The following is a 26,715-nucleotide window of genomic DNA, read 5'->3' on the forward strand; positions in this document are numbered from 1 at the left end:
CTTTTAGTAACCGGCGACCGCGCGATAGCGCGCGCCGAGTGCGGCGAAGACCGAGGTGTCCACGCCACTGCCCTGGGCCGATGCAAGTTGCATGCTAGGCGCCGGCGCGGCGGCGGCCAGGCGCGCGTCGGAGCCATAGAGGGACGAAGGCACGCCGCCATCGGGCAGGTTGGCCAGGGCGCGACTGATGGTGCTGCCATTGGCGATCGCGGTCAGCTTGGCCGCGTAGTGCGGATCGGTGGCATAGCCGGCGCGTTGCAGCGCCCGGGCGAAGCGGTGGGTGTCCTGGCCGGTGCCGCGCGCAGCGGCATAACGGTCGTTGCCCAGCAGCCGGGTGTAGTCGGCAAAGCTGTCGGCGGCCGAATCATAGGCGCGGAAGTTGGCGCGCTCGGCATGGCGCACGCCATTGACGTATTCGGTGGTGGCGACGTTGACCGAATCGCCGTCCCAGCGGCTGCCGGCCTTGATCCCGAACAGGTTGTTGGAGCTCACGCCCTGCTTGCCCGCCAGGCGCCGGCCCCAGCCGGTTTCCAGCGCGGCCTGGGCGACCAGCGCCTTGGCCGGCACACCGAGGGCCTGCGCGGCCTTCTGCGCATGCGGCCAGATCGACTGGACGAAGGCTTCCGGGCTGCTGCAGTCCAGCTGGCAGTCGCCCGGGTCGAGCGGCTGCGGCGGTTGCGGCATCTGGGTCTGCATCGGCATGGCCTGCAGCGAAACGCCCGCACTGGACGCGGCCAGCGGCAGGGTGCCAGCGCTGGCCACCGGCACCGTGCTGGCGCTGGTCGGCGCGCGCAGTGGCAGCTGGCTGGCGGTGAACGGGAAGGCGCTGGCAGGGACCTGCGCACGCAACGGCATCGGCGCGCCGGTCGTGGCTCTGGCCGAAGGCAGGGTGGTGTCCACCGGCGTGGAGGCTTCACTGCCGCCGTTGTCGCCGCGCAGCTGCTTCTGGATGATCGCCTGCAGGCCCAGGCCGCGGCCCCTGGTCAGTTCCCGGGCCAGCTGCTGGTCGTACATGTCGCGGTAGCTGGTATCGCCCCCGCCCAGCGGATCGCCGCCAGTGGTGCTGCGCATCGACTTGACCAGCATCGAGGCGAACTGGGTCTCCAGTTCCTTGGAGGCTTGCTTGATCTGTTCTGGCGAAGCCGTATTCGACTTGGTCAGCGACAGTGCCGTGGTGCCGGGCAGCTGCAGGGTCATGGCGGGAGGACCGGGTAAGGGCGCGGAAGGTATGTGCTGTTCTCAAGCAAGTCCCGTGCCGCGGCCTGTCGGGTTTCCGTCGCAGGCGCGCGGCGCAGGCGTCTCCAAGGCCTGGACAACGACCCGGGAAGTCGACCCCACATCAGGAGCCCTCCTGCTTTTTGGCCCCCTCCCTTGCGCAGCAGGGGAGGGCTGGGGAGGGGTTGCTTGTGCTTTGGCTCTGCGCTGGAGGCACAAAAGCGACCCCTTCCCGGCCCTCCCCTTTGCTGCGCAAAAGGGAGGGGGCGAAAAGCGGTCGCTTCGATGCTGTAAGCAGAGGGCCTGCCGATCCCGAAGCCTGCGCCAGGCCCAGCCTTAGATGATCTCCAGCTCCGCACGCAGGGCGCCAGCGCGCTTGAGCGCTTCCAGGATCGCCACCGGCTCACCAGGCGCCGGCTCCACGGCCACTGCTTGGCCCCCTCCCTTGCGCAGCAGGGGAGGGCTGGGGAGGGGTTGCTTGTGCTTTGGCTCTGCGCTGGAGGCAGAGGCCTTGCCGATCCGGGCAGCTTTCGCCAGCCCAGCCTCAGATGATCTCCAGTTCCGCGCGCAGGGCGCCGGCGCGCTTGAGTGCTTCCAGGATCGCCACCAGGTCGCCGGGCGCCGCCCCCACGGCGTTGACCGCGCGGACGATCGCTTCCAACGACGTGCCGCCCTGGAACATGAACATCTTGCCGCCGTCGGCGGTGGCGCTGACCGTGGATTGCGGCACCACCGCGGTCTGGCCGCCGCGGGAGAAGGGTTCCGGCTGGCTGACCAGGTTGTTCTCGGTGATCGAGACGGTCAGCGAGCCGTGCGAGACCGCCGCCGGCAGCACCGAGATGTTGCCGCCCATCACCACCGTGCCGGTGCGGGCGTTGATCACCACCCTGGCCGCGGCCGCGCCGGGGCTGACGTCCAATGATTCGAGCTGGGCCATGAAGCCGATCCGGTTGCCGGGCGGGGCGGCGATCTGGATCGTCACCGGGTCCACGGCCTGGGCCCGGCCGGCGCCAAAGGTGCGGTTGACCGCATCGACGATCCGCGAGGCGGTGGTGAAATCGGCCTCGTGCAGGTTCAGGGTGACCACGCCGGTGTCGGCGCCGCCGCCGGGGGCCGAACGCTCCACCGTGGCGCCGTTGGGGATGCTGCCGCCGTTGGGCGCATTGACCGAGATCTTGGAGCCGTCCCTGCCCGAGGCGCCGAAGCCGCTGACCACCAGCGTGCCCTGGGCCACCGCGTAGATCTGGCCGTCGGCACCGCGCAGCGGGGCCATCAGCAGCGCACCGCCGCGCAGCGAGCCGGCGTTGCCGACCGAGGACACGGTGACATCGATGGTCTGGCCGGGCTTGGCGTAGGGCGGCAACTCGGCCTGGATGGCCACCGCGGCCACGTTCTTCAGCTGCGGGTTGGTGCCGGGCGGAATGGTCACGCCCAGCTGGTCGAGCATGGTCTTCAGGCTCTGCACCGTGAACGGCGTCTGGCTGGTGCGGTCGCCGCTGCCGTCCAGGCCGACCACCAGGCCGTAGCCGACCAGCTGGTTGCCGCGCACGCCGGCCACCTGGGCCAGGTCCTTGATGCGTTCGGCGTGGGCCGGCGCCGGGATCAGCGCCAGCGCGGCCGCAAGGGACATGAAGGAACGGAACAGGGTCACGCGCATGATGGCGATGCTCAGTACGGTGCAGCGGCGGAGTTGAAGAAGCGGCCCAGCCAGCCCATGGCGTTGGAGCGCGCCACGGCGCCGCGGCCGCCATAGACGATCTGGGCGTTGCCGACCCGATCGGAAGTGACGCGGTTGTCCGGGCCGATGTCGGCGATGCGGACGATGCCCTGCACCTGGACCAGCTCATCACCCTGGTTCAGGCGCAGCTGCTTCTGCCCGGACACGCGCAGGTTGCCGTTGCCCAGCCGCTCGATCACGGTCACGGTGACATCGCCATCGAGCGAATTGCTCTGCTGGGTGTCGCCGGCACCGTTGAAGCCGCGCTTGGCGTCCACTTCGGCCTGCAGCAGGTTCTTGCCGTTGTAGGTGACGCCCTGGCCCAGGATGGTCGGCGCGGCCATGGCGATCGAGGCGTCCTTGCTGATCCCGGTCTTGGCGTTGGACCTGGCACTGGTGCTTTCGACCAGGACGATGGTCAGCAGGTCGCCGACCTCGCGCGCCTTGTTGTCCTGGAACAGGCGGATGCCGCGGTTGCCACTGCCGTCGGCCGCGCTGGCGAAGATCGAGCCGCCGCCATCGCCCACGCCTGTCCGCGCGTAGCCCTGTGCAACCATGCCGGGCTGGCCCTGGCCGGGGGCCGGCTGCGCATAGCCCGGCGGCACCGCCGGCGGCGGCACCAGGCCATTGGGCGCCGGCGGCTGTTCGGCGAACGGGCGCACATCGCCCATGACGGTGGCGCAGCCGGACAGCGTGCCCAGACAGGCGATGACGGCGGTGGCAAGCAGCAGGCGCATGGCGATCACAGGTTCTGGTTGAGGAAGCCCAGCATCGAATCGACGGTGCTGATGGCCTTGGCATTGGTTTCGTAGGCGCGCTGGGTTTCGATCATCGACACCAGCTCCTCGACGCTGTTGACGTTGGAGTTTTCCAGCGCGCCCTGGACCAGCAGGCCGGCGCCGTTTTCGCCCGGGGCGCCGGCCTGGGCCGGGCCGGAGGCGCCGGTCTCGGTGTACAGGTTGCCGCCCTGCGAATGCAGGCCGGCCGGATTGACGAAATCGGTGATGGTCAGCTGGCCGACCTGGGTCGCGGCGGCCTGGCCCTGCAGCTGCACGCTGACCGTGCCGTCGCTGCCGATGGTGATGCTCTGGGCGCCTTCGGGGATCTGCAGGCCCGGCTGCACCGGATAGCCTTCGTTGGTGACCAGCTCGTTGTCGGCATTGACCTGGAAGGCGCCGTCGCGGGTGTAGGCGCTGCTGCCGTCGGGCATCAGCACCTCGAAGAAGCCGCGGCCGTTGATGGCCACATCCAGCGCGTTGCCGGTCTGGCTCAGGTTGCCCTGGACGAAGGACTTGGCGGTGGTGGCCACGCGCACGCCGGTCCCGGTGGACATGCCCGAGGGCAGCATCGTCTGCTCGGAGGTCGCACCGCCGGGCTGGCGCTGGGTCTGGTAGAGCAGGTCCTCGAAATTGGCGCGGTCGCGCTTGAAGCCGGTCGTGTTGATGTTGGCGAGGTTGTTGGAAATGACCGCCATGCGCGTCTGCTGCGCGTCGAGGCCGGTCTTGGCGATCCACAGTGCCTGGGTCATGGCGGTTCTCCGTCAGGAAAAAGTCGGGAAATCAGCGCGAGGACAGCAGCGAGTTGGCGCTCTGCGCGGTTTCATCACCGCTGTGCAAGACCCGTACCTGCATCTCGAACTGGCGCGCCAGCGCGATCATCGACACCAGCGCGCCGGTGGCATCCACATTGCTGCTTTCCAGCACGCCGGTGGACAGCACCGCGCCGGTGGAAGGCGTGGGTGCCGGCGCGCCGGGTGCCTGGCGCATCAGGCTGTCCTGCCCGCGTACCAGGTCGGTGGTGCGGGTCTGGACCACCTGCAGGCGACCGACCTGGGTCGTCGACGAGGCCGGCGAGCCCTGCGGGATCACCGAGATCGTGCCGTCGGCGCCGATGTCCATGCCGTCGTTGGGCGGGATCACCATCGGCGCGCCACCGGCGTCCAGCAGCTGCAGGCCGCTGGAGGTGGTGAGCAGGCCGTTCTGGGTGAGCCTGAGGTCGCCGGCGCGGGTGTAGGCGGTGCCGCCGTTGTTGTCCTGCACCGCGAACCAGTGGCCGGGCGCGAGCGCCACGTCCAGCGGATTGCCGGTGGTGCTGAGCGCGCCGCTGGCATCGGAGACGCCAACCAGCTTCTCGGCCGTGGCCACGCGCGAGGCCAGCCCGGCGCCGGTGACCGGCATGGCCTGGGTCGCGCTCAGGGTGGCCTGGAAACCGACCGTGCTGGCGTTGGCCAGGTTGTGCGAATGGGTGGCCTGCGCCTTGAGCGTTGCGCTGGCGCCGGTCATGGCGATGTAGAGGGCTCTGTCCATGCACAGGGCCTTGCAAGGGCCGTGCCGCGAGGGACCTTCGGTGCACGGGAGTCGGCACGCGCGGCGCTGCCCCTGCCTTTCGCATCGCGAAGGGGAGGGCCGGGGTGGGGCGCTCAGCGCTGCCTCTCCCTTTCGCATCGCGAAGGGGAGGGCCGGGGAGGGGTGCTCGGCACTGCCCCCTGCCTTTCGCATCGCGAAGGTGGGGCCGGGGAGGGGTGCTCGGCACTGCCCCCTCCCTTTCGCATCGCGAAGGGGAGGGCCGGGGTGGGGTGCTTTTGGGGACGCGACGGCAACACCACCAAGCAACAGCAACCCCTCCCCAGCCCTCCCCTGCTGCGCAAGGGAGGGGGCAGAAGCCAAGCCCACGAAAAAAGGGAGCCAATCCCTGGCTCCCTTCAATCCCGCACGCGGCCGGCCGGCAGGCCTGCCGCCACCGCGCTTACCGCAGGTTGATGATGGTCTGGGTGACCTGGTCCTGAGTCTGGATCATCTGCGCATTGGCCTGGAAGTTGCGCTGGGCGGTGATCATGTTCACCAGCTGTGCGGTCTGGTCGACGTTGGAGGCCTCGAGCGCGCCGCCCTGGACCAGGCCGAACTGCGAGGTGCCGGCCGCGCCATGCAGCGGCTGGCCGGAGGCGTAGGTCTCGGAGAAGGCGTTGTCACCACTCTGCTGCAGGCCCTGCGGGTTGGCGAACATGGTCAGGGCGACCTGGCCGAGCGACCTGGTCACCCCGTTGGAGTAGTTCGCCTGGATCACGCCCTCGGCCGAAACGGAGATGCTGGACAGGCTGCCGGTGCCGGAGCCGTCCTGGTTCAGTGCCGAGACGGCGAACTTCTGGCCGTACTGGACCGAGTTGCCCAGGTCCACGGTCAGGTTCAGCGGCCCGGCGCCGCCGGGCGGAGTGTAGGGCGGCAGGGTGATGTCGCCGCCGGCCGGGCTGACCAGCGCACCGGTGGCGTCGTAGGCCAGGGTCTGCGGGGTGCCCACGTCGACCCCGTCGATCTGGGCCTGCATGGTCCACTCGTTGGGGTTTGCGGTCTTGGTGAAATACAGCGACTGGCTGTGCGAAGCACCCAGCGAGTCATACACGGTCAGCGAGGTGCTGTGGTTGTAGGTGGTCGGGTCGGCCGCATCGAAGGGGACTTTGACCGGCACGGTGGCGTTGCCCGGCAGGGTGAGGTCGGCCTGGACCTTGGTGGAGACCTGCGGCGGGGCGTCGCCGGTAGTCAGCTGGATGTCGGTCAGCTTGCTGGTGTTGAAGGTGGTGCCGTCGGGGTTGGCCGCAAACACCTGCAGGCGCTGGCCGGACGGGTTGACCACGTAGCCGGAGGCATCGGTGCTGAAGTTGCCGGCGCGCGAATACGCCATCGCCCCGTTGTTGGACAGGGTGAAGAAGCCCTGGCCGGAGACCCCCATGTCCAGCGCATTGCCGGTGAAGTCGATGTTGCCCTGGTTGAACTGCTGGGCCACCCGCTGCAGGCGGGCGCCGGCGCCGGTGGCGTTGGTGGCCACCCCGTAGGGCGAGACGGCGAACACGTCGCCGAACTCGGCGCGGCTTTCCTTGAACCCGGTGGTGTTGGAGTTGGCGATGTTGTTGGAGATGACGTTCAGGTCGGAAGAGGCGGCGTTCATGCCGCTCAGGGCGATGCGGAAGCTCATGGAAGTGTCCCCGTGAAGGAAGGAAGCTGCGTATGGGTCGGGAGCTGGATCAGCTGACCCGGCGGATGGACGACAGCGGGAAGCCGCCGACGCCGGCCAGGTTCAGGGTGAGCCCGGAGGACTCGATGGAAACGCTGTCCACATGGGCGATCAGCCCCACGTCCAGCGCCGTTGCCGAAGCGGCCCTGGAGGCGGCGGTCGCGCCGGCCACGGCCTTGATGGTGTAGGTGCCACCGGTGGCGGCGGCGCCGGCATCGGTCAGCCCGTCCCAGTGGAAAGCGAGCGCGCCGGAAGTCGCCGCCGTGGCCGAGAGGGTGCGCACCGTGTTGCCGTTGGCATCGGTGATCTCCAGGGTGACCGGGCCGGCCGAGGTGGCGGTGATCTCCCCGTCCAGCGGCGCGCCGGGTGCCAGGGTGACCGAGGAGGCGGCCACCATCGCGTCGTGGCCGACCAGTGCCGCCGCGCGCAGGGTCTGGTCCGATTCCATGACGCTGGCCATCGAGCCCATCGCCGCCTGCATCTGCTCGATCCCCTGGACGGTGGAAAACTGCGCCAGCTGACCCAGGAACTGCTGGCTGTCCAGCGGCTTGAGCGGGTCCTGGTTCTTCAGCTGCACGGTCATCAGGGTCAGGAAATCGGCCTGGCCGATCGCGCCGGCGGAGCTGCCGGTGGTGCTGGCGGCCTTGGTGGCGCTGGTCAGGCCCAGCGAGGCGAGGGTGGAGGTGTCGACGGTGGCCATGGGCAGGCGCTCTTCGGAGGGTTCAGGCGTGGATCGGGCGAAGGGGGCGGGCCGTCAGCGGCCCATGTTGAGGGTGGCGGTCGCCGTTTCCTTGGCGCTGTTGAAGACCTCCACGTTGGCCTGGTAGCTGCGGGTGGCCGAGATCAGGTCGACCATCTGCGCCACCGGATCGATGTCCGGCGCGTATACGTAGCCATTGCCGTCGGCCAGCGGATTGCCCGGCTCGTAGCGCTTGATCGGCGCGGCGGTGGAGTCCTGCACCGCCGCGGTGCGCACGCCCACCAGCGCCGGGTTGTTGCCGACCTGCTCGGTGGCGAACACCGGCTGCTTGGCGCGGAACACGGTGTTGGGATCGCCGGAGACCGAGTCGGCATTGGCCAGGTTGGAGGCCACCGTGCTCAGCCGCACCGACTGGGCATTCATCGCCGAACCGGCGACGTCGAAGATGGGCAGGTTGCTCATGGCGCGGTTCCCTTTACTGGCCGGTGATGGCGGTCAGCATCGACCGCACCCTGGATTCGATGAACGACAGCGAGGCCCGGTACTCCAGGGTCGCCTGGGCGAAGGCCGCGTTCTCGCGGTCGCCGTCCACGGTGTTGCCGTCCAGGCTGGGCTGGCTGGACGGGCGGTAGAAGTGCGCCGCCGCGCCGGCCTGGCCGAGCGCAGCGCCGCCTTCCAGCGCGTTGCCGCCGGCGCCAGGCGCCTGCAGGGCCACCCCCAGGGCCGAATTGAAGTCCAGGTCCTGGGCCTGGTAGCCCGGGGTGTCGGCATTGGCGATGTTGGCCGACAGCAGCTGCAGCCGCTGCTCGCGCAGGGCCAGGGCGGTGCCGTGGAGACCAAGGAAATCGGACATGGGACGCTCCGGGGAGACAAGGATCACCGGGAATCAAGGCAAGCGCCGTGCCACGGGTCGGTGGGCGCGGCCGGCGTCGGGTTCCCGGCGGCCGCCGGCCGCCCCGGCAAATCGCCCGCCCCGCGCGCGCTGCTTGTTGATGTACCGGCTTCAGGCCCTGATCCGGCGCAGGCCATAGCACCGCGACAAGCGTGATCCAGCAGGGCCCTTCGCCAAGAATCCGACGCTGGGACTTCCCGAAGCGCACCCGGTGGGACGCGACATCGTCCAGCGCCTACGTTGCCGAGACAAACTCAGGTCGCGGCGCAGGCGTGAAAGCTGCTTGCCGCTTCTCGACAGGATGAAACCAAGGCACGGCTCTTGCACCCATCCGGCCCATGAACCGGACAACCCGCATCCTGCTCTCCCTCGTCACCCTGGCGGCCTGCAAGGCCCAGGCCGCCGACCTGCAGCCGCTGGACAGCATCCGCAGCGCCGCCCTGCAGGCCGTCGGCGGCGCTGGTGCCCAGGGCCAGGCGCGCCTGGATTCCAGCCTGCGCCTGGCCGCCTGCCGCCAGCCGTTGCAGGCAGTGGCCTCCGGCACCCGCCTGGCCCAGGTGCGCTGCGATGACAGTCCGGGCTGGAAGATCTTCGTCCCGGTGGCCGTGCGCCGCGAAGCCCAGGTGGTGGTGGTCAACGGCCCGGTGCGGATGGGTCAGGCGATCGCGCCGGGCCAGCTGATCGTGCAGAAGCGCGACGTGGGCGGCACCGACGGGGCCACGTTCGCCAGCCCGGACCAGCTGGCCGGTGCCATCGCCGCGCGCGCGCTGAGCGCCGGCGACATCGCCACCGCCAGTGACCTGCAGCAGGGCCAGCCCCTGCGTCGCGGCGATCCGGTGGTGCTGGTCTCGCGGGTGGCCGGGGCGGAAATCCGCATGCCGGGCGTGGCCCTGGGCAGCGCCCAGGTCGGCCAGCGCGTGGCGGTGCAGAACACCGCTTCCAACAAGGTGATTCGTGGCCGGCTTTCGTCCGAGCCGGGGGTGGTCGAGGTCCTTCAGTGAAGCGCAACGCGCGACTGACAAAAAATGTCACTTTGCCCTCAAGTTCTCCGTCGACCCGCCGTTACCGGGCTCGACAGCAGAACTTTGGGAGTGCCCTGTGAGCTACAAGATCGACCCAATGCCGCCCGCCGCGCGGGTGGCCGATGTCGCGGCTGCCGTGGCTGCCACCCGCGCCGGTGGCGCCCGCAATGAACCCATCTCGGCCACCGCCGAGACAGATCGCCTCAGCCTGACCGGTGATGCCGAAGGACTCAAAGCCATGGGACGCGAACTGGGCGCCGCTCCGGCGGGGATCGACATGGGCCGGGTGAACGCGCTCAAGGCCGCCATCGCCGAGGGCAGCTACAAGATCGACGCGCAGGCCATCGCCGCGCGCATGCTGGACCTGGACCGCGAACTGGGACGCTGACATGAGCACCGAACTCCTCGATTCCAGCCCGCTGGGCGCCCTGGAGCTGGCCCTGCAGGAAGAGCGCCGCGCGCTGCTGGACAACGATGTGCTGGCCCTGTTGGCCTCCACCGAAGCCAAGGTCCGCGCCCTGCGCCAGGCCGAAGCCAGCCCGCCGGACCGCTCGGCCGCCGAGCGCGTGGACGCCCTGCGCCAGCTCAACCAGGCCAACGGCGTCCTGCTGGCCCGCCGCCGTCGCGAAGTGGACTGGGCGCTGCGCCACCTGGGTCGCGTCGAATCCACCGGCACGTACAATGCCGCGGGCCTGGCCGGCTCGCGCGCGCAGGGACGCAGCCTGGCTGTGGTCTGACTGCGCTCCACGCGCTGGCCGGCCGCCCCTGCCACGCCTCTGGAGCTGCCTGCAATGAAACGCATCCTGTCCGGCGCCCTGTGCGCCCTGGCCCTGCTGGGCTGCACCGATCGTCAGGCCCAGCTGCAGGAACAGGCCGCCCGCCAGGCCGCCGCCAAGGCCCAGGCCGCCGACACCCTGGCCGGCCAGTTCGAAGCCGCCTATGCCGCCGGCAACTGGGACCTGGCCCGCGTCCATGGCAGCGCCCTGCTGCAGCAGTACCCGGACACCGCGGCCGCGCAGAAGATCCAGGTGCACTATCAAGAGGCCAAGGCCAAGGCCGAGCAAGCGCGCGAAGCCCGTCGCCTGGCGGGCCTGTGGACCTACAACCAGGTCATGATCGGCCAGGGCGCGCAGGTCTCGGCCGCGATCATGAGCCGCGCGCCGCTGGACACCGACGGCAGCGGCAAGCAGCAGCGCGTGCAGCTGGTCTTCCGCGACCATCCCGAGTGGAAGCGCAGCGCCTATCTGGTGCTCAAGGCCGGCGATTTCCCGTGCCTGCAGGGCTGCAAGGTCAAGGTCAGCGTCGATGACGGCAAGCCCAGGGCGATGGACGCCTGGCGTCCGGACACCGACGAGGCCATCGCCCTGTTCATCACCGACCACAAGGCGCTGTGGAAGCTGGCCGCCCACGCCAGGACCTTGAAGATCGAGTTCCCGGTCAAGGCCGGCGGCAGCCGCACGGCCGCGTTCGACACCGGCGGCCTGGATCCGGCGCAGATGCCGGGCTGGGATGCGGGCGCGTAGGCCTGCAGCGCACCGACCCCTCGCACCGACCCCACGGGCCCGGCCCCGCGCGCACCCGCCCGGCGCGTTGCGGAACCCGCCGATGACGATTGCTCCTGCCGACATGCCAAAACGCGATCATCGCGCGCCGGCGGACATGCTCAACTTGCGGCGTGTACGCTGCGCCCACGGTGTCCGCGGGCGGCTACGTCCGGCCAACGCCGGCGACCGCAAGCGATCTGGTCTTCAGGTTGCCAGATACCTCACGCGGGCGGCCGCGCGCCCAAAGGTGCGTGCCGGCTTGTTGACACGCGGGTTCACCAACGCAGGGAGACGGACATGCGGGCATTGCTGATCGTGGGGCTGATGGGCGTTGCCGGGAGCGCCGCGGCGGCCGACTGGCCGACCAGCTACAAATTCGACAACGGCGACCAGATCGGCCTGACCGGCGCCTACGCCTACGACCAGAACCATTTCAGTGGAGACGACGCACTTTTCGACAATGACCACCGCATGCGCCGCAAGGAATTCGGCGCCTTCTACAGGCGCGATGGCGTATTCGACATGGGCGTCCAGTACGACTTCCAGTCGCATCTGTGGCTGGACATCTATGCCCGGGTGCAGACCAAGGCGCTGTTCGGCAAGGATTACGGCGCGATCCGGGTGGGCTATTTCAAGACTCCGATCGGCCTGGACTCGGCGGGGGCCACGCGCGCCGTCTCGTTCCTGGAAGCGCCGTTGGCTACCCAGGCCATCTACGAGGGGCGCCGCACCGGCGTGGAGTGGGCGTTGACCCGAAAGACCTGGAACCTGCAGCTGCAGGGTTTTGCCGGCCAGGACGTGGAAGGCGACAACGAGGGCACCACCGTGGCCGGGCACTTCACCTGGACCCCGCACAAGGCCGCCGGCGACGTGCTCCACCTGGGCGTGGGGTATTCGGTCGAGAACCCGGACGCCAGCTCCAGCCGGGTGCGCAGCAAGATCGAGGCGGGCCTGACCGACACCCGGCTGATCGACAGCGGCGCCCTGCCCGGCACCACCCACATCGCACGCGCCGGCCTGGAGTTCATCCGCATCGCCGGCCCGTTCACCGTGCTGGCCGAGCACCTGGAGCAGACCGTGGCGCGCGAGGGCTTTGCCGACTTCAACGCCCAGGGCAACACCGTCTACGGCAGCTGGGTGGTGACCGGCGAATCGCGCCCCTACACCGGCACGCTGGGCAACGTCACGCCCAAGGGTCCGGCCGGCGCGCTGGAACTGCTGCTGCGCTACAGCGACCTGGACCTCAACGATGCCGGCCTGGAAGGCGGCTACCAGCACGACTGGACCGTGGGTGCGAACTACTACTTCACCAGCCACTTCAAGGTGCAGGTCAACTACATCAAGGCCAACAGCCGCCGCGCCGGGGTGGAAGTGGACCCGAACGCATTCGGGATCCGCGCGCAGGTGATGTTCTGACCGGCGCCGGCGTGCCGCGCGCGATGCGCTAGGCGAAACGGCGCGTGGACAGGTTGCGCAGCTTGATGGTCGTGGAGCGGGCCACGTACTGCCACAGCATCGGCGTGGTGAGCAGGCTGAGCACCGCGCGCGCGCGCCGGCCGTAGAGCTCGGCCTTGAACTGTTCGAACTGCTCAAGGCCCTGGCAGCCGTCCCTGCAGCGGATCAGCGCCTGCCTCATCTGCGGGGTCAGCGCGTGGGCGTAGGTGCGCAACAGGTGGTCCACGTTCTGTATGACCGGCTGCATGTTGAAGCGCGTGCGCGAATGCGGCGAGCGGGTGTTGGAGACGTCGCTGTGTGACAGCGTGTAGACGTAGTAAGCCTGCGGCACGATGCTGGCCCTGGCGCCTTCCAGCAGGCAACGGATGATGATGTCGAAATCCTCGCCAAAGCGGCAGGCGGGATCGTAGCGGAGCTGGTGCTCGGTCAGGAACGCGCGACGGATGATCGGCTTGATCAGCGGGAAATAGGCGGCGCGGCTGCCGGACAGGATCTCGCGCAGGCTCGGGACGTTGCTGGATCCCTTGAGGAAGGACAGCGCGGTCAATGGCTGGGGGTGCTGGCTTTCATTGAAGGCCAGCAGGCCGACCTGCCGGTCCAGATATGAATCATGCAGCACCTGGTTGTCGGCCACGATATCCAGCTGCTGTTCCTCGGCGTGCCGGATCAGGTGTTGGAGCCGTTGCGGCAGCATGATGTCGTCGGCATCGAGGAAGGCGATGTAACGCCCGCGGGCCTGGGCGATGCCGGTGTTGCGCGCCACGGCCGCGCCACCGTTGCAGTCCTGCTCGAACAGCCGGATGTCCTGGTCGTGGACCTGCAAGGCCTTGACGGTGGCCACCGTATCGTCGGTGGAGGCGTCGTCGACGACCAGGATTTCCAGGTCTTTCAAGGTCTGCTGCCGGATCGAGGCAATGCTGCGGCCGATGAATCCGGCCGCGTTGTAGGCAGGCACCACGATTGAGGCGATGGGATCCATGGGTTATTGATGTCCTGTGGGGGCCAGATGGGTCATGCGGGCCAGGTAGGAGCGCAGCAGCGAACTGCCCGCCGCCGCGCCGGCCACCACGCACACGCCCATGACACTCAGGGCCAGGAAGATCTCGAGCCGGTTGAAGCGGGCGATGAGGTCACCCGAGAGCAGGGACAGCACCGCCAGCACCAGCACCGCACCTGTCGCCACGGGCAGCAGGTCCTGTCGCATCCACGGCCGGTACAGGCCCGGCGCCAGCTTGCGCTGGACCAGCGGCGGAGACACCACGAAGGTCGCCGCCTGCAGCAGGCACCAGACGATCGCCGTGCCGGTGGCGCCGAAACGGTAGGCGGCCAGGGTGATCAGCGGGGCGCCGATGATCGCCTGCAGCGTGTTGATCTTGACGTTCAGCGCCAGGTCCCCGTACGCGTACTGCAGGTAGTACTGGTAGGAGGTGAAGGTCAGGAAGGTATTGCCCAGCATGTACCAGAAGATGATGTTCGAGGCCCAGGTGGACGCGGCGAGGTTGCCGGTCCAGGCGTACATCAGTTCCTTGCCGAACAGCGCCACCATGCCGGTGAGCGGGATCATCAGTACGGCGGTGAGTTGGGTGGCATTGCGGTAGAGCCGGATCAGCTGGTCAATCTCGCCCTTGGAATGAAGGTAGGTCAGGCGTGGGATGAGCGCGCTGCTGAGCGGCGAGGCGGCCAGGGTCACAGCCGAGGTCAACGCCATCACCAGCGAGAAATAGCCATATTCGTCCAGGGGCAGCAGGCCGGAGAGCAGCAGCCGATCCAGCTGGGACAGCAGCAGCCACAGGATCGAGGTGTAGGCGATGCTCAGGCCGAAGGGCATGGCGGTGATCAGCTGGGCCTTGGCGAAGGCCAGGCCGATGCGTTCGGTGGTTGGCGGCAAGACGCGGTAGCTGCGCTGGGCCAGCACGATGGGCTCCAGCAGTCCCAGCAGTAGCTGGACAAGGAAGAACGCCAGCGGCGTATTGCTCACATAGCGCAGCACCGCCAGCGAACCGACCGCCTTGGCCACGGCGAAGCCGACGTTGATCGCGTTGAGCGAGACCTGGGCCTCCATCCCGTTCAGTGCGGTCCGGTAGATCGAGGCGAAGAACCGCAGGCCGATCATCCAGCCCATCAGCATCAGGCACTGGCTGACCTGGGCCGGGTCCAGCGACTGCACCTTGAACCAGTGCGCGGCCAGCAGCGGGCTGGCCAGGGTCATGGCCAGGCCGGTGGCCAGGGCGATGCCGGCGAAGATCAGTTCCACGCTGCGCAGGATCCGGCGAAAGTCGGTGAAGCCGTTGGCATCGGCGCGCGCGCGGGCCACTTCCCGGTTGAGCATCGGCGAGAGGCCGACGTCAAGCAGCCCCAGCCAGAGCTGCAGGACCACGAAGAAGCCGACCAGGCCGTAGGCTTCAGCACCCAGGTACCGCAGGTAGAACGGAACGAAGACGATGCCGACCAGGGTGGTCACCGCCTGGCCAACGTAATTGGCCAAGGCGTTCGTGCGAACGGAGGGAGAGCGGGTCATGTTCGCCTGGGGAAGGTTGGGTGGTGCGTCCCCAAGCGTAACGCCAAGGAGGGGCTTTTCAGGACGCGCCTTGCCAGCTGCCGGATGAACCGTGCTTCAGCCAGGTCGCGGCGGCGGCCTGCACCTGGGGACCGGCAATCGGGGGGCCCGGACGGTGCCGGCAAGCGGTCTCCACGGCCACGCGCGCGCCCGAAACAGGCCGCCTTCGGCCTGCTCGCAGCGGCCCGCGCGTTAGAGCGCGTAGCCGAACTGCTGCCGGAACTGGTCGTTGAACTGGTCGAAGTCGAAGCGCTGGTTCTGGGTGCCCGGGTGCTCGACCTTGAGCGCGCCCATCAGGTTGCCCATGCGACCGATGGTCAGCCAGTCGCAGCCGCGCTCGATGCCGAAGATCAGGCCGGCGCGGAAGGCGTCGCCGCAGCCGGTCGGGTCGACCACCCGGCGCTCGTGCGCCGGCGGCACATCGAAGGTCCGGTCCGGGGTGTGCAGCAGCGCGCCCTTGGGCCCCTGGGTGGTGATGTAGGCCTTGACCCGGCTGACGATGGCGTTCTCGTCCCAGCCGGTGCGCTCCTGCAACAGGTTGGACTCGTAGTCGTTGACCACCACGTAGTCGGCCTGTTCGATGAAGGTGCGCAGCTCTGGACCATTGAACAGCGGCATGGCCTGGCCCGGGTCGAAGATGAACGGTACGCCGCCCTCGGCGAATTCCTGCGCGTTCTGGATCATGCCCTCGCGCCCGTCCGGCCCGACCAGGCCCAGGGTCACGCCCGGGACGTCGCGGACGTGGTTCTCGTGGCTGCGCATCATCGCCCCGGGGTGGAAGGCGGTGATCTGGTTGTTGTCGTGGTCGGTGGTGATGAACGCCTGCGGGGTGAACAGCTCCTCGATCACTCGCACCCGTGACAGGTCGATGCCCAGGGCGTCGAAATGCTCGCGGTAGGGACCAAAGTCCTGGCCGACGGTGCCCATCGGGATCGGCTTGCCGCCCAGCAGGTGCAGGTTGTAGGCGATGTTGCCGGCGCAGCCCCCAAACTCGCGGCGCATGCGCGGGACCAGGAAGGACACGTTCAGGATGTGGACCTTGTCCGGCAGGATGTGGTTCTTGAACTGGTCCGGGAACACCATGATGGTGTCGTAGGCGAGGGAACCACAGATCAGTGCGGACATGGCGGCCTTGACAGGATGGCGCAGCCCCGACGCGCGCTGCTTGCACCGAGGATGTTGATGGCACGCCGGCGCGGGACCGGCAGGAGCGGCCAAGGTTACCGGCTGATGCCGGACAGGGCCAGCCGAGCGGCCGGCCCGGCGCCAGTCACGGTGTTGCCGGCGGGCTTGTTCATGCTGCGATTTTCCTTGTATGCCGCAGGGGCGGTTGCTAGGCTAGCCGATCCCCTTTTTGCCCATTTTTTCGCCATCGGCGCTGGGCATTTGCATTTCTTCCGAAGGATTCCGGCCCCCGATGTTCAAGAAGCTGCGCGGCATGTTTTCCAATGACCTGTCCATTGACCTGGGCACGGCCAACACTCTGATCTACGTCCGCGGCCAGGGCATCGTGCTCAATGAACCCTCGGTGGTGGCCGTGCGCCAGGACCGCGCCATCGGCGGCACCCGTTCGGTCGCCGCGGTGGGCGCGGAGGCCAAGCAGATGCTCGGCCGCACCCCGGGCCACATCACCACCATCCGGCCGATGAAGGACGGGGTGATCGCCGACTTCACCTACACCGAGGCCATGCTCAAGCACTTCATCAAGAAGGTGCACAAGTCGCGCTTCCTGCGCCCCAGCCCGCGGGTGCTGGTGTGCGTGCCGGCCGGCAGCACCCAGGTCGAGCGCCGCGCAATCAAGGAATCGGCCGAAGAAGCCGGTGCCCGCGATGTCTACCTGATCGAGGAGCCGATGGCCGCCGCGATCGGCGCCGGCCTGCCGGTGACCGAGGCGCGCGGTTCAATGGTCATCGACATCGGCGGCGGCACCACCGAGGTGGCGGTGATCTCGCTCAACGGCATCGTCTACTCGCAGTCGGTGCGGGTGGGCGGCGACCGTTTCGATGAAGCCATCACCAACTACGTGCGCCGCAACCACGGCATGCTGATCGGCGAGGCCACCGCCGAGCGCATCAAGCTGCAAATCGGCTGCGCCTACCCGCAGCCGGAAATGGAGGAGATGGAGATCTCCGGCCGCAACCTGGCCGAGGGCGTGCCCAAGATGATCAAGATCAACTCCAATGAGGTGCTCGAAGCCCTGCACGAGCCACTGTCGGGGATTGTCAGCGCGGTCAAGCTGGCGCTGGAACAGACTCCGCCGGAACTGTGTGCCGACGTGGCCGAGCGGGGCATCGTGCTCACCGGCGGCGGCGCCCTGCTGCGCGACCTGGACAAGCTGATCTCCGAGGAAACCGGCCTGCACGTGCAGGTCGCCGACGATCCGCTGACCTGCGTGGCCCGCGGTGGCGGCCGTGCGCTGGAGCTGGTGGACATGCACGGCAACGAGTTCTTCGCCGCTGAATGAAGCCGAGGCGGGGAGAGCAAGCAGCCGGGACCCGGGACCCGGGACCGGGGACCCGGGAAAGGCAAGGGGCCGGCGCCGGAGCGGTGATCGCACTGCTGAAGCCGGCCGCGCCACCGCCGTTGCAGTTGCTTGCCCGGGTCCCCGGTCCCGGGCCCCGAGTCCCGGCTTTCCCTCCCTTCCCCATTCCCTAGCAGCCCGTGCCTTCCTACGCCGGTCCCCCTGTTGCTCCCCGTCCCGGTGAGATCGCCAGCTCGCTGCGGCTGCTGGCCTATCTGGCGCTGGGCCTGGCGCTGGTGATCCTGGACCATCGCGGCGGCTGGCAGGCCCGGGCCAGGCAGCAGGCGGGCCTGGCCGCGCAGCCGCTGTGGTGGGTCGCCGGCCTGCCCGGGCGGCTGGGCATGCGGGTCAAGGATGACGCGGCCACGCTGGGCCAGCTCACCGCCGAGAACCGTCGCCTGCGCGATGAGCTGCTGGTCTCCAACGCACGCCTGATCCGGCTCAGCGCGGCGGTGGCCGACAACGCCCAGCTGCGCGCACTGCTGGGCGCGGCCGGCAATCGCGGCCTGGACGTGCAGCTGGCCGCGGTGCTCAACATCGACCTGGACCCGACCCGCCAGCGCCTGGTGCTCGATGCTGGCAGCCGCGACGGGGTCTACGTGGGCCAGCCGGTGATCGATGCCGGCGGCCTGCTGGGCCAGATCGTGCAGGTGATGCCGCGCTATTCCACGGTGCTGCTGCTGACCGATCCGGACCACGCCGTGCCGGTGATGGTCCAGCGCAATGGCGTGCGCCTGCTGGCCTATGGCAACGGTCGCAGCGATCAGCTGCAGCTGGTCGACGTGCCGCTGAACGCGGACATCAGGAATGGCGACGTGGTGGTGACTTCCGGCCTGGGCGGACGCTTTCCGCCCGGCTTCCCGGTGGGCACGGTGACCGACCTGCACGCCGACGACAGCCGCACCTTCCTGGTCGGCGAACTGCGCCCGGCCGCGCACCTGGACCGCGGCCGCAACGTGCTGTTGCTCAAGGCCGCGGCGGTGGCGCCGGGGGTGGGGCAGCTCGGGGCCGGGGAAGCCTCGGAAGCCGGGACCGGGGACAGTGAGGCCGGGACCCGGGACCCGGGACCCGGGACCCGGGAGGGCAACAGCAACCGCGGTGCTGCTGCGGCCGAAACGGTCTCGCCAGCGCCCGCCCAGACGCCGCAATCCCCGCTTTCCCGGGTCCCGGGTCCCGGGCCCCGGGTCCCGGCTCCATCAGCCCCGAGTCCCGAGTCCCGAGTCCCGGCTGCTCCAACCGAAACGCCACCGCCAGCGTCCGCCCAGACGCCGCAATCCCCGCCTTCCCGGGTCCCGGGTCCCGGGCCCCGGGTCCCGGCTCCACCCGCTCCCCCGGCTCCCGCCCCATGAGCCGTACCCGCCACGCCTGGGTGCTGCCGGTCAGCGTGCTGCTGGCCCTGCTGCTGGCCCTGCTGCCGCTGCCGCCGGGGGTGCAGCCGCTGCGTCCGTACTGGCTGGCGCTGGTGCTGGCCTATTGGGTGATCGAGGAGCCCGAGCGGGTTGGCCTGGGCTTCGTCTTCCTGGTCGGGCTGGTGGCCGACATCAGTTTCGGCGGGCTGCTGGGCGAACAGGCGCTGCGGCTGGTGGTGATGGCCTTCATCCTGCAGCGCTTCCGTGCGCGGCTGCGGTTCTTCCCGTTGTCCCAGCAGGCACTGGCCATCGGTGGGCTGCTGCTCAACGACCGCGTCGTCGCCAGTGCGATCCATTTCTTCATCGGCCAGCCGTTGCTGCCCTGGGCCTACTGGTGGGCGCCGCTGCTGGGCATGGCCCTGTGGCCGCCGCTGTTCCTGCTGCTGGACGCGCTGCGCCTGGGGCGTCGCGCCTGAACCCATGACCTCGCGCCGCCGCCCGCTCAGGAACGCCCATGCCGAGGCCGACCAGTTCCGCCGCCGCGCGGTGCTGGGGTTCATCGGCGTGTTGGTGTGCCTGGCCGGCCTGGCCGGGTGGTACTTCAAGCTGCAGGTGCTGGACCACGCCCAGTACGCCACCCGCTCGGAAGCCAACCGGATCAAGCTGCGCCCGGTGGTGCCGGCGCGCGGCAGCATCTACGACCGCAACGGGGTGCTGCTGGCCGAGAACATCCCGGCCTACCGCCTGGAGGTGGTGCCCGACCAGGCCGGCGACCCGGCGACCTGGCTGGAGCCGCTGGGCAAGCTCATCGCATTGGACCCGGAGGAAGTGCAGCACTTCCTGGCCACGCGCAAGGTCAGCCGCGGCTTCCGCGGGATCACCCTCAAGCCCAGGCTGAGCGAGGAGGAGATCGCCGCGCTGGCGGTCAACCGCTGGCGTTTCCCCGGCGTGGAGGTGGTGCCATACCTGACCCGGCACTATCCATACGGGCCGCTGACCGCGCACATCATCGGCTACGTCGGCCGGATCGACGAGGCCGACCTGGAGGCCTCCAGCGACCTGAACTCGGCCCTGACCCATATCGGCAAGAGTGGCCTGGAGCGTTATTACGAGCCGCAGCTGCGCGGCAAGGTCGGCTACGAAAAGGTCGAGACCAACGTCGAAGGCCGTGCGCTGGGCGTGGTCGGGCGGGTCCCGGCCCAGGCCGGCACCGACCTGAAGCTGTCCATCGACATCCGGCTGCAGCAGGCCATGACCGAGGCCTTCGGCCAGTACGAGGGCGCGGCGGTGGCGATGGATCCGCGCAGCGGCCAGATCCTGGCCATGGTCAGCCTGCCGAGCTTCGACACCAACCTGTTCGTCAACGGCATCTCCTCCAGGGACTTCAAGGCACTCAACGACAATCCCTCGCGGCCGCAGTTCAACCGGCTGGTCCTGGGTGGGGTGGCGCCGGGTTCGACGATCAAGCCGCTGATGGGCCTGGCCGGCCTGGACAGCGGCACCCGCAAGCCGCAGGACAGGACCCTGTCCACCGGCATGTTCTACCTGCCCGGGGTGAGCCGCGGCTGGGGCGACTCGCACCGTGGCGGCCATGGCTGGACCGACCTGCGCAAGTCCATCGCCCAGTCGGTCAACACCTACTACTACAGGCTGGCCATCGACATGGGCATCGCCAAGGTCGATGAGTACATGACCAGGTACGGCTTCGGCGCGCCCACCGGCATCGACCTGACCGGCGAGATCGGCGGCATCGTGCCTTCGCCGGCCTTCAAGATGAAAAGCCGCAGGGAACCCTGGTATCCGGGCGACACGGTCAACATCGCCATCGGCCAGGGCGACTGGAAGGTCACCCCGCTGCAGCTGGTGCGCGCGGTGGCGGGTATCGCCGACGGCCAGCTGCGCACCCCGCGTCTGGTGATGGCCCAGCGCACCGGCTTCGACCAGCCCTGGCAGCCCACCGCGCCGGGGCCGAGCAAGCCGATCAGCGACAACCCGGCCAACCTGCAGTGGGTGCGCGAAGGCATGATGGACGCCATGCGTCCGGGCGGCACCGGCTATGCCATCACCGGCGGGGCGCCGTACCAGATGGCCGGCAAGACCGGCACCGCCCAGGTCGCCAGCCGCAAGGGCAGCGCCGCGGTCGACCCGCGCAGCCTGCCGATGCACCTGCGCCATCGCGGCCTGTTCGAAGGCTACGCACCGGCTGAGGCGCCGACCATCGCCGTGGCCGTGGCGGTGGAGGCCGGCGGCTTCGGCACCAGCTCGGCCGCACCGATCGCGCGCAAGATCTTCGATGCCTGGCTGCTGGGCAAGATGCCCGGCACCGACGAGAACGCCGGCGAGGTGCTGGCCACCGAACTGCAGGGCGAGCAGGCCGATGCCGAGGCGCCGGGCGCGGACGACATCGACCCGGAGCAGGCCCAGGCGCCGCAGGCAGTGGACGCGGCGAGCCAGCCGCCCGCGCCCGGCATGCCGGCACCCTCAGCGCCCGCGACCTCGGCGCCCGTCCAGCCCCGGGCCGCGCAGCCGCGCGCGCCTGCCTCCGGCCAGGCGCGGCGATGAGCGTGTTGGTGCGCTATCTGGGCGATCTGGCCTGGCGCTTGCTGCGCAGCCTGGACTGGATCCTGTGCCTGGCCCTGCTGGGGGTGATGTGCTTTGGCCTGGCGGTGATGAAGAGCGCCGGCGGCACCCAGCTGGTGATCGCCCAGGGCGTGCGCTTTGCGATCGGTGTCGGCGCGATGTGGGCGCTGTCGCGGGTGCAGGTGCCGCGCCTGCGTGGCTGGACGCCGACCATCTACGCGTTGTCGATGCTGCCGCTGCTGGCGGTGTTCGTGCTGGGGACCGGCAAGTACGGGCGCCAGTGGCTGGACCTGAAGGTCTTCTACCTGCAGCCGGCCGAGCTGCTCAAGATCACCCTGCCGATGATGATGGCCTGGTACCTGCACCGCATTGCGCTGCCGCCGCGGTTTGCCCCGGTGCTGGTGGCGGCGGCGATCATCGGCGTTCCCACCGCGCTGATCATGCTGCAGCCGGACTTCGGCACCGGCGTGCTGATCGCCGCGTCCGGCGCGTTCGCGCTGCTGCTGGCCGGGCTGCCGTGGTGGTGGGTGGGCGTCGGCGTGGCCGGCGTGGCCAGCGCCGCACCGCTGGCCTGGTTTTTCCTGCTGCGGCCCTACCAGAAGGACCGCATCCTGATGTTCCTCAACCCGGAGGACGACGCCCTGGGCGCGGGCTGGAACATCATCCAGTCCAAGATCGCGATCGGTTCGGGCGGCCTGACCGGCAAGGGCTGGGGCCTGGGCAGCCAGTCGCACCTGAACTTCATTCCCGAGCAGACCACCGACTTCGCCTTCTCGGTGCTGAGCGAGGAGTTCGGCTGGATCGGGGTGGCCACGGTGCTGGCGCTGTACCTGGTGATCGTCGGGCGCTGCCTGTGGATCGCGATGGATGCGCGCGACACCTATTCGCGCGTGCTGGCCGGCTCGCTGGGGTTGGCGTTCTTTGTCTACGTGCTGGTCAACGGCGGCATGATCTCCGGGCTGCTGCCGGTGGTGGGCGTGCCGATGCCGCTGATGAGCTATGGCGGCACTTCGGCGGTGTCGCTGCTGGCCGGGCTGGGGCTGGTGATGGCGGTGCGCTCGCACCGCCCGGTGAACCGCTGAGGCGGCCCGCCGCCGGTGGCCTGCGAAAGGGGTGGTTGCACATGAACAAGCGCGGCCAAGTGACTGACAAGTCAGGGTTCATTTCGGCGCGCTGCGTGCTAACCTCGCCGCCGATGATCCGACGCGCGCTTGCCTGCCTGTTCACGCTTGGCCTGGTCGCCTGTGCGAGCCAGCCCAAGCCTTCGACCCCGCCGAAACAGACCGGGCAGCAGCCCGCGCGGCCGCCGCTGCCGGTGCCCGCGGCGAAGCCGGCCGAGACCGCGGTCGAGCAGCGCACCGATGCCGCCGTGCTGGACCTGACCCCGGTGCCATTCGAGATCGCGCGGGCCAACTTCATCACCGACACCGCCGCGCGCTTCAACCTGGAGCCGGCCTGGATCGAGGCCATCCTGGCTCGTGCCCAGTGGCGCGAGGACACCATCAAGCTGATGTCCAGGCCGGCCGAGCGCACCATCGGCTGGAGCGAGTACCGCCCGCGCTTCATCACCGCATCGCGCATCGCCGCCGGGCAGAAATTCCTCGCCGCCCACCGCGCCGAACTCACCCGCGTGCAGGACCGCACCGGGGTGCCGGCCGAGATCATCGTGGCCATCCTGGGCGTGGAAACCAGCTATGGCGGCTACACCGGCAAGACCCCGGTGGTCGATGCGCTGTACACGCTGGCGTTTCGCTACCCGCGCACCGGCGACCCGGCGCGGGCGCAGTACGAGGCCCGGCGCGAGCGGTTCTTCCGCGACGAACTGGCCCAGCTGCTGGTCCTGTCCAGGGAGCAGGATCTGGACCTGGCCGCGCTCACCGGCAGCTACGCCGGGGCGATGGGCCTGGGCCAGTTCATGCCCTCCAGCTACCGCCAGTTCGGCGTGGACGGCGATGGCGATGGGCGCATCGACCTTTTGACCGACCTGGACGATGTCTTCTCCTCGGTGGCCCACTACTTCGTCAACAAGGGCGGCGCCTACGGCTGGAAGCGCGGCGGCCCGGTCGCAGTGCAGGCCACCCTGGCGCCGGGGCGCGAGCCGTTCGAGCCGCTGGACTGGACGCCCACCTGGACCCTGTCCGAGCTGGCCACCCGTGGCTATACGCCGATGGCGCCGGTGCCGCAGGGCGAAACCGCCACGCCGGTGACCCTGGCGGCGGCCAACGGCCCGCAGTACTGGCTGGGCTTTCGCAACTACTACGCCATCACCCGCTACAACAACTCCAAGATGTATGCGATGGCCGTGTGGCAGCTTTCCGAAGCGATCGCCGGCCGGGCGCTGCCGCCGGCATGAGGACCTGGCTGCTCCTGCTGGTGGTGGTGAGCCTGGCTGCGTGCAGCAGCGCGCCACGCAGGGGGTCAGGTCCGGGCGATGCCCTGATATCGGCAGCGAACGGCGCGCGGGGGCCGGCCGCGGCCGGTTGCCACGGCCGCTATGCACCGGCCCGGGAAGACCTGTCCACCCGCGGCGACTACACCGCCGGCGGCCTGTACAAGCCCGGCGTGTCCGACAGCACGCCCACGCAGGTGCCTGACGTGGACTGCATCGCCGAGCCGAGGATCGCGGCCGAACCGCCGTCGGCCTACGGCAATCGCTCGCCGTACTCGGTGCTGGGCAAGGACTACAGGGTCCTGGACACGGCGGCCGATTACGACGAGACCGGCCTGGCGTCGTACTACGGGCAGAAGTTCCATGGCCGCAAGACCTCCAACCACGAGGTCTATGACATGTACCAGTTCACCGCCGCGCACAAGACCCTGCCGCTGCCCAGCTTCGCCCTGGTGACCAACCTGGACAACGGCAGGGACGTGATCGTGCGCATCAACGACCGCGGCCCGTTCCACGAGGGCCGGGTGATCGACCTGAGTTACGCCGCAGCGGTCAAGCTGGGCATCACCGGCCGCGGGACCGGTCGGGTCCAGGTCAGGGCGCTGCATCCGGACGATCCCAAGCTGCCGGCGCTGCTGGCCGCCCGCGGGCGGGGCGCCGGCGCGGTTGCCACCACCGTGGCCACCGGCGTGCCGGCCGCCATCGCCACCGGCAAGCCGGCCGCGGTCGGGCTTTCGGGCATGGACCAGCTGGTCGGCGGCCTGCCGGCGCGCGCGCAGGGCGCCAGCGCCGCGGCCGCGGCGCCCACGCCCGCCACGCCTGTGGCAAGGCCAGCGGTGGCTGCGGCCAAGGCCGCGCCCAGCGACCCTTCGCTGCGTTACCACGTCATTCCCAACGCCGGGGAGCCGGCCAGCGCCGATCGCTTCCAGGCCTGGATGCAGGCCCAGGGCGTGCATGTGGCCACCGGCAGGCCCGGTATCCCGGTGGCCGCGCCGGTGCGGGCCAGCGCCACGCCCGCCGTGCCGGCCCCGCGCCAGGTCGCCGTGGCCGCGGCCAGCCCGGTTGCTGCCAGCGCGGGCCAAGACCACCGCCCCAGCTACAGCGAAACGGCCATGGCCGTGCTGCTGCAGGTGGCCAGCTTCGCCAGCCGCGACAATGCGGAAAAGACCGTGGCCAAGCTGGTCGCGGCCGGGATTCCCACCGCTTCGCTCAGCGATGTGATCGCCGGCGGCCGCACCCTGTGGCGCGTGCGGGTCGGTGCGGCGGACAATGCCGGGGCTGACGCGCTGGCTGCGCGCATCGCCGGCCTGGGCTTCTCGCGCCCGCAGGTCGTGCGCGAGTGAACCCACGCACGCAGGCCACGGTTGGTGGCCTGCCGCGGCGCCTTCTTCAATTCAACAAGTTCAATCCAACAAGATTTCCTGGGAGTTTTTCTCGATGAAGTTCCGTTTTGCCTTCGCCGCCCTGGCGGCCGTCGCCCTTGGCGCGGCCATTGCCCAGACGCCGCCTGACCCCACCACCGCGCCGCCGCCGCAAGTGCAGATCCCCGACGCGCCGGCCCCGGCGGTGGCCAAGGCCTGGATCGTCATGGACGCGGCCAGCGGCCAGGTCCTGGCCGGCCAGAACATCCACGAGCACCTGGCCCCGGCCAGCATGACCAAGGTGATGACCTCCTACGTGCTGGCCGCCGAGCTGAAGAACGGCAAGATCAGCCGCGACGACCAGGTGATGATGAGCGAGCGCGCCTGGCGCGAGGGCGGCGCCGGCACTGACGGCAGCTACAGCGGCTTCCCGGTCAACCAGACCGCGCGCCTGGAAGACATGGAAAAAGGCATGGTGGTGCAGTCGGGCAACGATGCGGCCATCGCCCTGGCCGAGCACGCCGCCGGCAGTCAGGAAGCCTTCGTCCAGTTGATGAACGCCCATGCCCAGCGCCTGGGCATGAAGGACAGCCACTTTGTCGACGTGCACGGCCTGGCCGCCGACGGCCACTATTCCAGTGCCTACGACATGGCCCTGCTCGGGCGCGCACTGATCCGCGACTATCCGGAGACCTACGCGTACAACAAGATCCGCGAGTTGACCGTCAGCGGCATCACCCAGCCCAACCGCAACCTGCTGCTGTGGCGCGATCCCAGCGTGGACGGGATCAAGACCGGGCATACCTCGCAGGCCGGCTACTGCATCATGAATTCGGCCAAACGCGGTGACCAGCGCCTGATCAGCGTGATCATGGGCGATGTGTCCGAGAAGCAGCGCGCCGATGATTCGCTGGCCCTGCTCAACTGGGGCTTCCGTTTCTTCGAAACCCATCGTCTGTACGAGCCGGGCAAGGCCCTGGCCACGCAGAAGGTCTGGAAGGGCGCCAGCCGGCAGGTCCAGCTGGGCGTGGCTGCGCCGCTGCTGGTCGGCGTGCCGCGCGGCAAGTACGAGCAGCTCAAGCCGTCCATGGACGTGCCCAGGCAGCTGGTGGCACCGATCAGCAAGGGCCAGCAGATCGGCACGGTCAAGGTGAACCTGGACGGCAAGACCATCGCCCAGGCGCCGCTGGTGGCGATCGAGGGCGTGGAGGAAGGCGGCTTCTTCCGCCGCCTGTGGGATGCGTTGTGGATGTGGTGGGAATCGGTCTGACCGCGCAATGCCGGTTCCGTCGTTCGGGTCATCAGTAAAAGGTGTCGCGAGGAGCTGATTCTCCGGCAAACTTTGCTTATCATCCGTTCAGGCCCACGCGCTGCGCGGGCCTTGCGATCTGGGAAGGCGCCCGTTCGC

At 69.4% G+C, this 26,715-nt stretch carries 25 protein-coding genes; 13 read left to right on the forward strand and 12 right to left on the reverse strand.

The features are described from left to right. Positions 1 to 3: 3 nt before the first annotated feature. The 9 genes from flgJ to flgB form a co-directional block, all read right to left on the reverse strand. Entirely contained in the window at positions 4 to 1,197 is a 1,194-nt protein-coding gene (gene flgJ / locus DSC_RS16470) for a flagellar assembly peptidoglycan hydrolase FlgJ (protein ID WP_014159474.1), read from the reverse strand. Between the two features lie 562 nt (positions 1,198 to 1,759). Continuing rightward, entirely contained in the window at positions 1,760 to 2,872 is a 1,113-nt protein-coding gene (locus tag DSC_RS02155) for a flagellar basal body P-ring protein FlgI (RefSeq protein WP_014159476.1), read from the reverse strand. Positions 2,873 to 2,883: 11 nt separating this feature from the next. Continuing rightward, positions 2,884 to 3,669 (reverse strand): flagellar basal body L-ring protein FlgH, encoded by a 786-nt coding sequence (locus DSC_RS02160; RefSeq protein ID WP_043290878.1) that lies wholly within the window; start codon positions 3,667 to 3,669, stop codon positions 2,884 to 2,886. 5 nt (positions 3,670 to 3,674) lie between these two features. Next, positions 3,675 to 4,460 carry a flagellar basal-body rod protein FlgG gene (flgG, locus tag DSC_RS02165; protein WP_014159478.1) on the reverse strand — a complete coding sequence of 262 codons (786 nt, stop codon included), beginning with the start codon at positions 4,458 to 4,460 and terminating at the stop codon, positions 3,675 to 3,677. 31 nt (positions 4,461 to 4,491) lie between these two features. After that, a complete protein-coding gene (locus DSC_RS02170) occupies positions 4,492 to 5,238 on the reverse strand; it encodes a flagellar basal body rod protein FlgF (protein WP_014159479.1) in 747 nt (248 codons plus the stop codon). A 439-nt stretch (positions 5,239 to 5,677) separates the two neighbouring features. Beyond that, complete coding sequence (gene flgE / locus DSC_RS02175) at positions 5,678 to 6,898, reverse strand: flagellar hook protein FlgE (protein ID WP_014159480.1); 1,221 nt, start codon at positions 6,896 to 6,898, stop codon at positions 5,678 to 5,680. A 49-nt stretch (positions 6,899 to 6,947) separates the two neighbouring features. After that, positions 6,948 to 7,637, reverse strand: coding sequence for a flagellar hook assembly protein FlgD (locus DSC_RS02180; RefSeq protein WP_014159481.1), 690 nt, complete (start codon positions 7,635 to 7,637; stop codon positions 6,948 to 6,950). A gap of 54 nt (positions 7,638 to 7,691) precedes the next feature. Beyond that, complete coding sequence (gene flgC / locus DSC_RS02185) at positions 7,692 to 8,099, reverse strand: flagellar basal body rod protein FlgC (protein WP_014159482.1); 408 nt, start codon at positions 8,097 to 8,099, stop codon at positions 7,692 to 7,694. 13 nt (positions 8,100 to 8,112) lie between these two features. After that, a complete protein-coding gene (gene flgB / locus DSC_RS02190; RefSeq protein ID WP_014159483.1) occupies positions 8,113 to 8,490 on the reverse strand; it encodes a flagellar basal body rod protein FlgB in 378 nt (125 codons plus the stop codon). 377 nt (positions 8,491 to 8,867) lie between these two features. On the opposite strand from flgB, the gene flgA reads away from it, so the two are divergent. The 5 genes from flgA to DSC_RS02215 all read left to right on the forward strand — a co-directional run bounded on the left by flgA (position 8,868) and on the right by DSC_RS02215 (position 12,511). After that, positions 8,868 to 9,530: a flagellar basal body P-ring formation chaperone FlgA gene (flgA, locus tag DSC_RS02195; protein ID WP_014159484.1), complete on the forward strand. Its 663-nt coding sequence runs from the start codon at positions 8,868 to 8,870 to the stop codon at positions 9,528 to 9,530. Positions 9,531 to 9,627: 97 nt separating this feature from the next. After that, positions 9,628 to 9,939 (forward strand): flagellar biosynthesis anti-sigma factor FlgM, encoded by a 312-nt coding sequence (flgM, locus tag DSC_RS02200; RefSeq protein ID WP_014159485.1) that lies wholly within the window; start codon positions 9,628 to 9,630, stop codon positions 9,937 to 9,939. 1 nt (position 9,940) lies between these two features. Continuing rightward, the gene (locus DSC_RS02205) at positions 9,941 to 10,288 is read left to right on the forward strand and encodes a hypothetical protein (RefSeq protein ID WP_014159486.1); all 348 of its coding nucleotides are present in this window, start codon (positions 9,941 to 9,943) and stop codon (positions 10,286 to 10,288) included. A 54-nt stretch (positions 10,289 to 10,342) separates the two neighbouring features. Then, the gene (locus tag DSC_RS02210) at positions 10,343 to 11,074 is read left to right on the forward strand and encodes a hypothetical protein (protein ID WP_014159487.1); all 732 of its coding nucleotides are present in this window, start codon (positions 10,343 to 10,345) and stop codon (positions 11,072 to 11,074) included. Between the two features lie 318 nt (positions 11,075 to 11,392). Further along, on the forward strand, positions 11,393 to 12,511 hold the full coding sequence (locus DSC_RS02215; RefSeq protein WP_043290334.1) for an OprO/OprP family phosphate-selective porin: 1,119 nt from the start codon (positions 11,393 to 11,395) through the stop codon (positions 12,509 to 12,511). A gap of 28 nt (positions 12,512 to 12,539) precedes the next feature. Here DSC_RS02215 and DSC_RS02220 read toward each other — a convergent pair whose 3' ends face one another. From DSC_RS02220 to DSC_RS02230, 3 genes are all read right to left on the reverse strand, one after another. Continuing rightward, entirely contained in the window at positions 12,540 to 13,529 is a 990-nt protein-coding gene (locus tag DSC_RS02220; protein ID WP_014159489.1) for a glycosyltransferase family 2 protein, read from the reverse strand. Between the two features lie 3 nt (positions 13,530 to 13,532). Then, positions 13,533 to 15,035 (reverse strand): lipopolysaccharide biosynthesis protein, encoded by a 1,503-nt coding sequence (locus DSC_RS02225; RefSeq protein ID WP_014159490.1) that lies wholly within the window; start codon positions 15,033 to 15,035, stop codon positions 13,533 to 13,535. A 264-nt stretch (positions 15,036 to 15,299) separates the two neighbouring features. Next, positions 15,300 to 16,232, reverse strand: coding sequence for a carbohydrate kinase family protein (locus DSC_RS02230; protein ID WP_014159491.1), 933 nt, complete (start codon positions 16,230 to 16,232; stop codon positions 15,300 to 15,302). A gap of 292 nt (positions 16,233 to 16,524) precedes the next feature. Between DSC_RS02230 and DSC_RS02235 the strand changes: the two genes are divergently transcribed. The 8 genes from DSC_RS02235 (at position 16,525) to DSC_RS02270 (ending at position 26,577) form a co-directional block, all read left to right on the forward strand. Continuing rightward, entirely contained in the window at positions 16,525 to 17,571 is a 1,047-nt protein-coding gene (locus tag DSC_RS02235; RefSeq protein WP_014159492.1) for a rod shape-determining protein, read from the forward strand. Between the two features lie 197 nt (positions 17,572 to 17,768). Beyond that, the gene (gene mreC / locus DSC_RS02240) at positions 17,769 to 18,977 is read left to right on the forward strand and encodes a rod shape-determining protein MreC (RefSeq protein WP_014159493.1); all 1,209 of its coding nucleotides are present in this window, start codon (positions 17,769 to 17,771) and stop codon (positions 18,975 to 18,977) included. Further along, positions 18,974 to 19,453, forward strand: a complete 480-nt coding sequence (gene mreD / locus DSC_RS02245; RefSeq protein ID WP_014159494.1) for a rod shape-determining protein MreD — start codon at positions 18,974 to 18,976, stop codon at positions 19,451 to 19,453. The genes mreC and mreD overlap by 4 nt, the downstream gene beginning before the upstream one ends. Before the next feature lie 4 nt (positions 19,454 to 19,457). Then, complete coding sequence (gene mrdA / locus DSC_RS02250) at positions 19,458 to 21,539, forward strand: penicillin-binding protein 2 (RefSeq protein WP_014159495.1); 2,082 nt, start codon at positions 19,458 to 19,460, stop codon at positions 21,537 to 21,539. Beyond that, the gene (gene rodA, locus DSC_RS02255) at positions 21,536 to 22,639 is read left to right on the forward strand and encodes a rod shape-determining protein RodA (RefSeq protein WP_014159496.1); all 1,104 of its coding nucleotides are present in this window, start codon (positions 21,536 to 21,538) and stop codon (positions 22,637 to 22,639) included. Before mrdA ends, rodA begins: the two co-directional genes overlap by 4 nt. A 113-nt stretch (positions 22,640 to 22,752) precedes the next feature. Further along, positions 22,753 to 23,910 (forward strand): lytic murein transglycosylase B, encoded by a 1,158-nt coding sequence (gene mltB, locus DSC_RS02260; protein ID WP_043290879.1) that lies wholly within the window; start codon positions 22,753 to 22,755, stop codon positions 23,908 to 23,910. Further along, the gene (locus tag DSC_RS02265; protein WP_014159498.1) at positions 23,907 to 25,289 is read left to right on the forward strand and encodes a septal ring lytic transglycosylase RlpA family protein; all 1,383 of its coding nucleotides are present in this window, start codon (positions 23,907 to 23,909) and stop codon (positions 25,287 to 25,289) included. Before mltB ends, DSC_RS02265 begins: the two co-directional genes overlap by 4 nt. A gap of 94 nt (positions 25,290 to 25,383) precedes the next feature. After that, positions 25,384 to 26,577 (forward strand): D-alanyl-D-alanine carboxypeptidase family protein, encoded by a 1,194-nt coding sequence (locus DSC_RS02270; protein ID WP_014159499.1) that lies wholly within the window; start codon positions 25,384 to 25,386, stop codon positions 26,575 to 26,577. Positions 26,578 to 26,715: the final 138 nt, after the last annotated feature.

It is taken from the genome of Pseudoxanthomonas spadix BD-a59, from assembly GCF_000233915.3.
Classification (GTDB): domain Bacteria; phylum Pseudomonadota; class Gammaproteobacteria; order Xanthomonadales; family Xanthomonadaceae; genus Pseudoxanthomonas_A; species Pseudoxanthomonas_A spadix.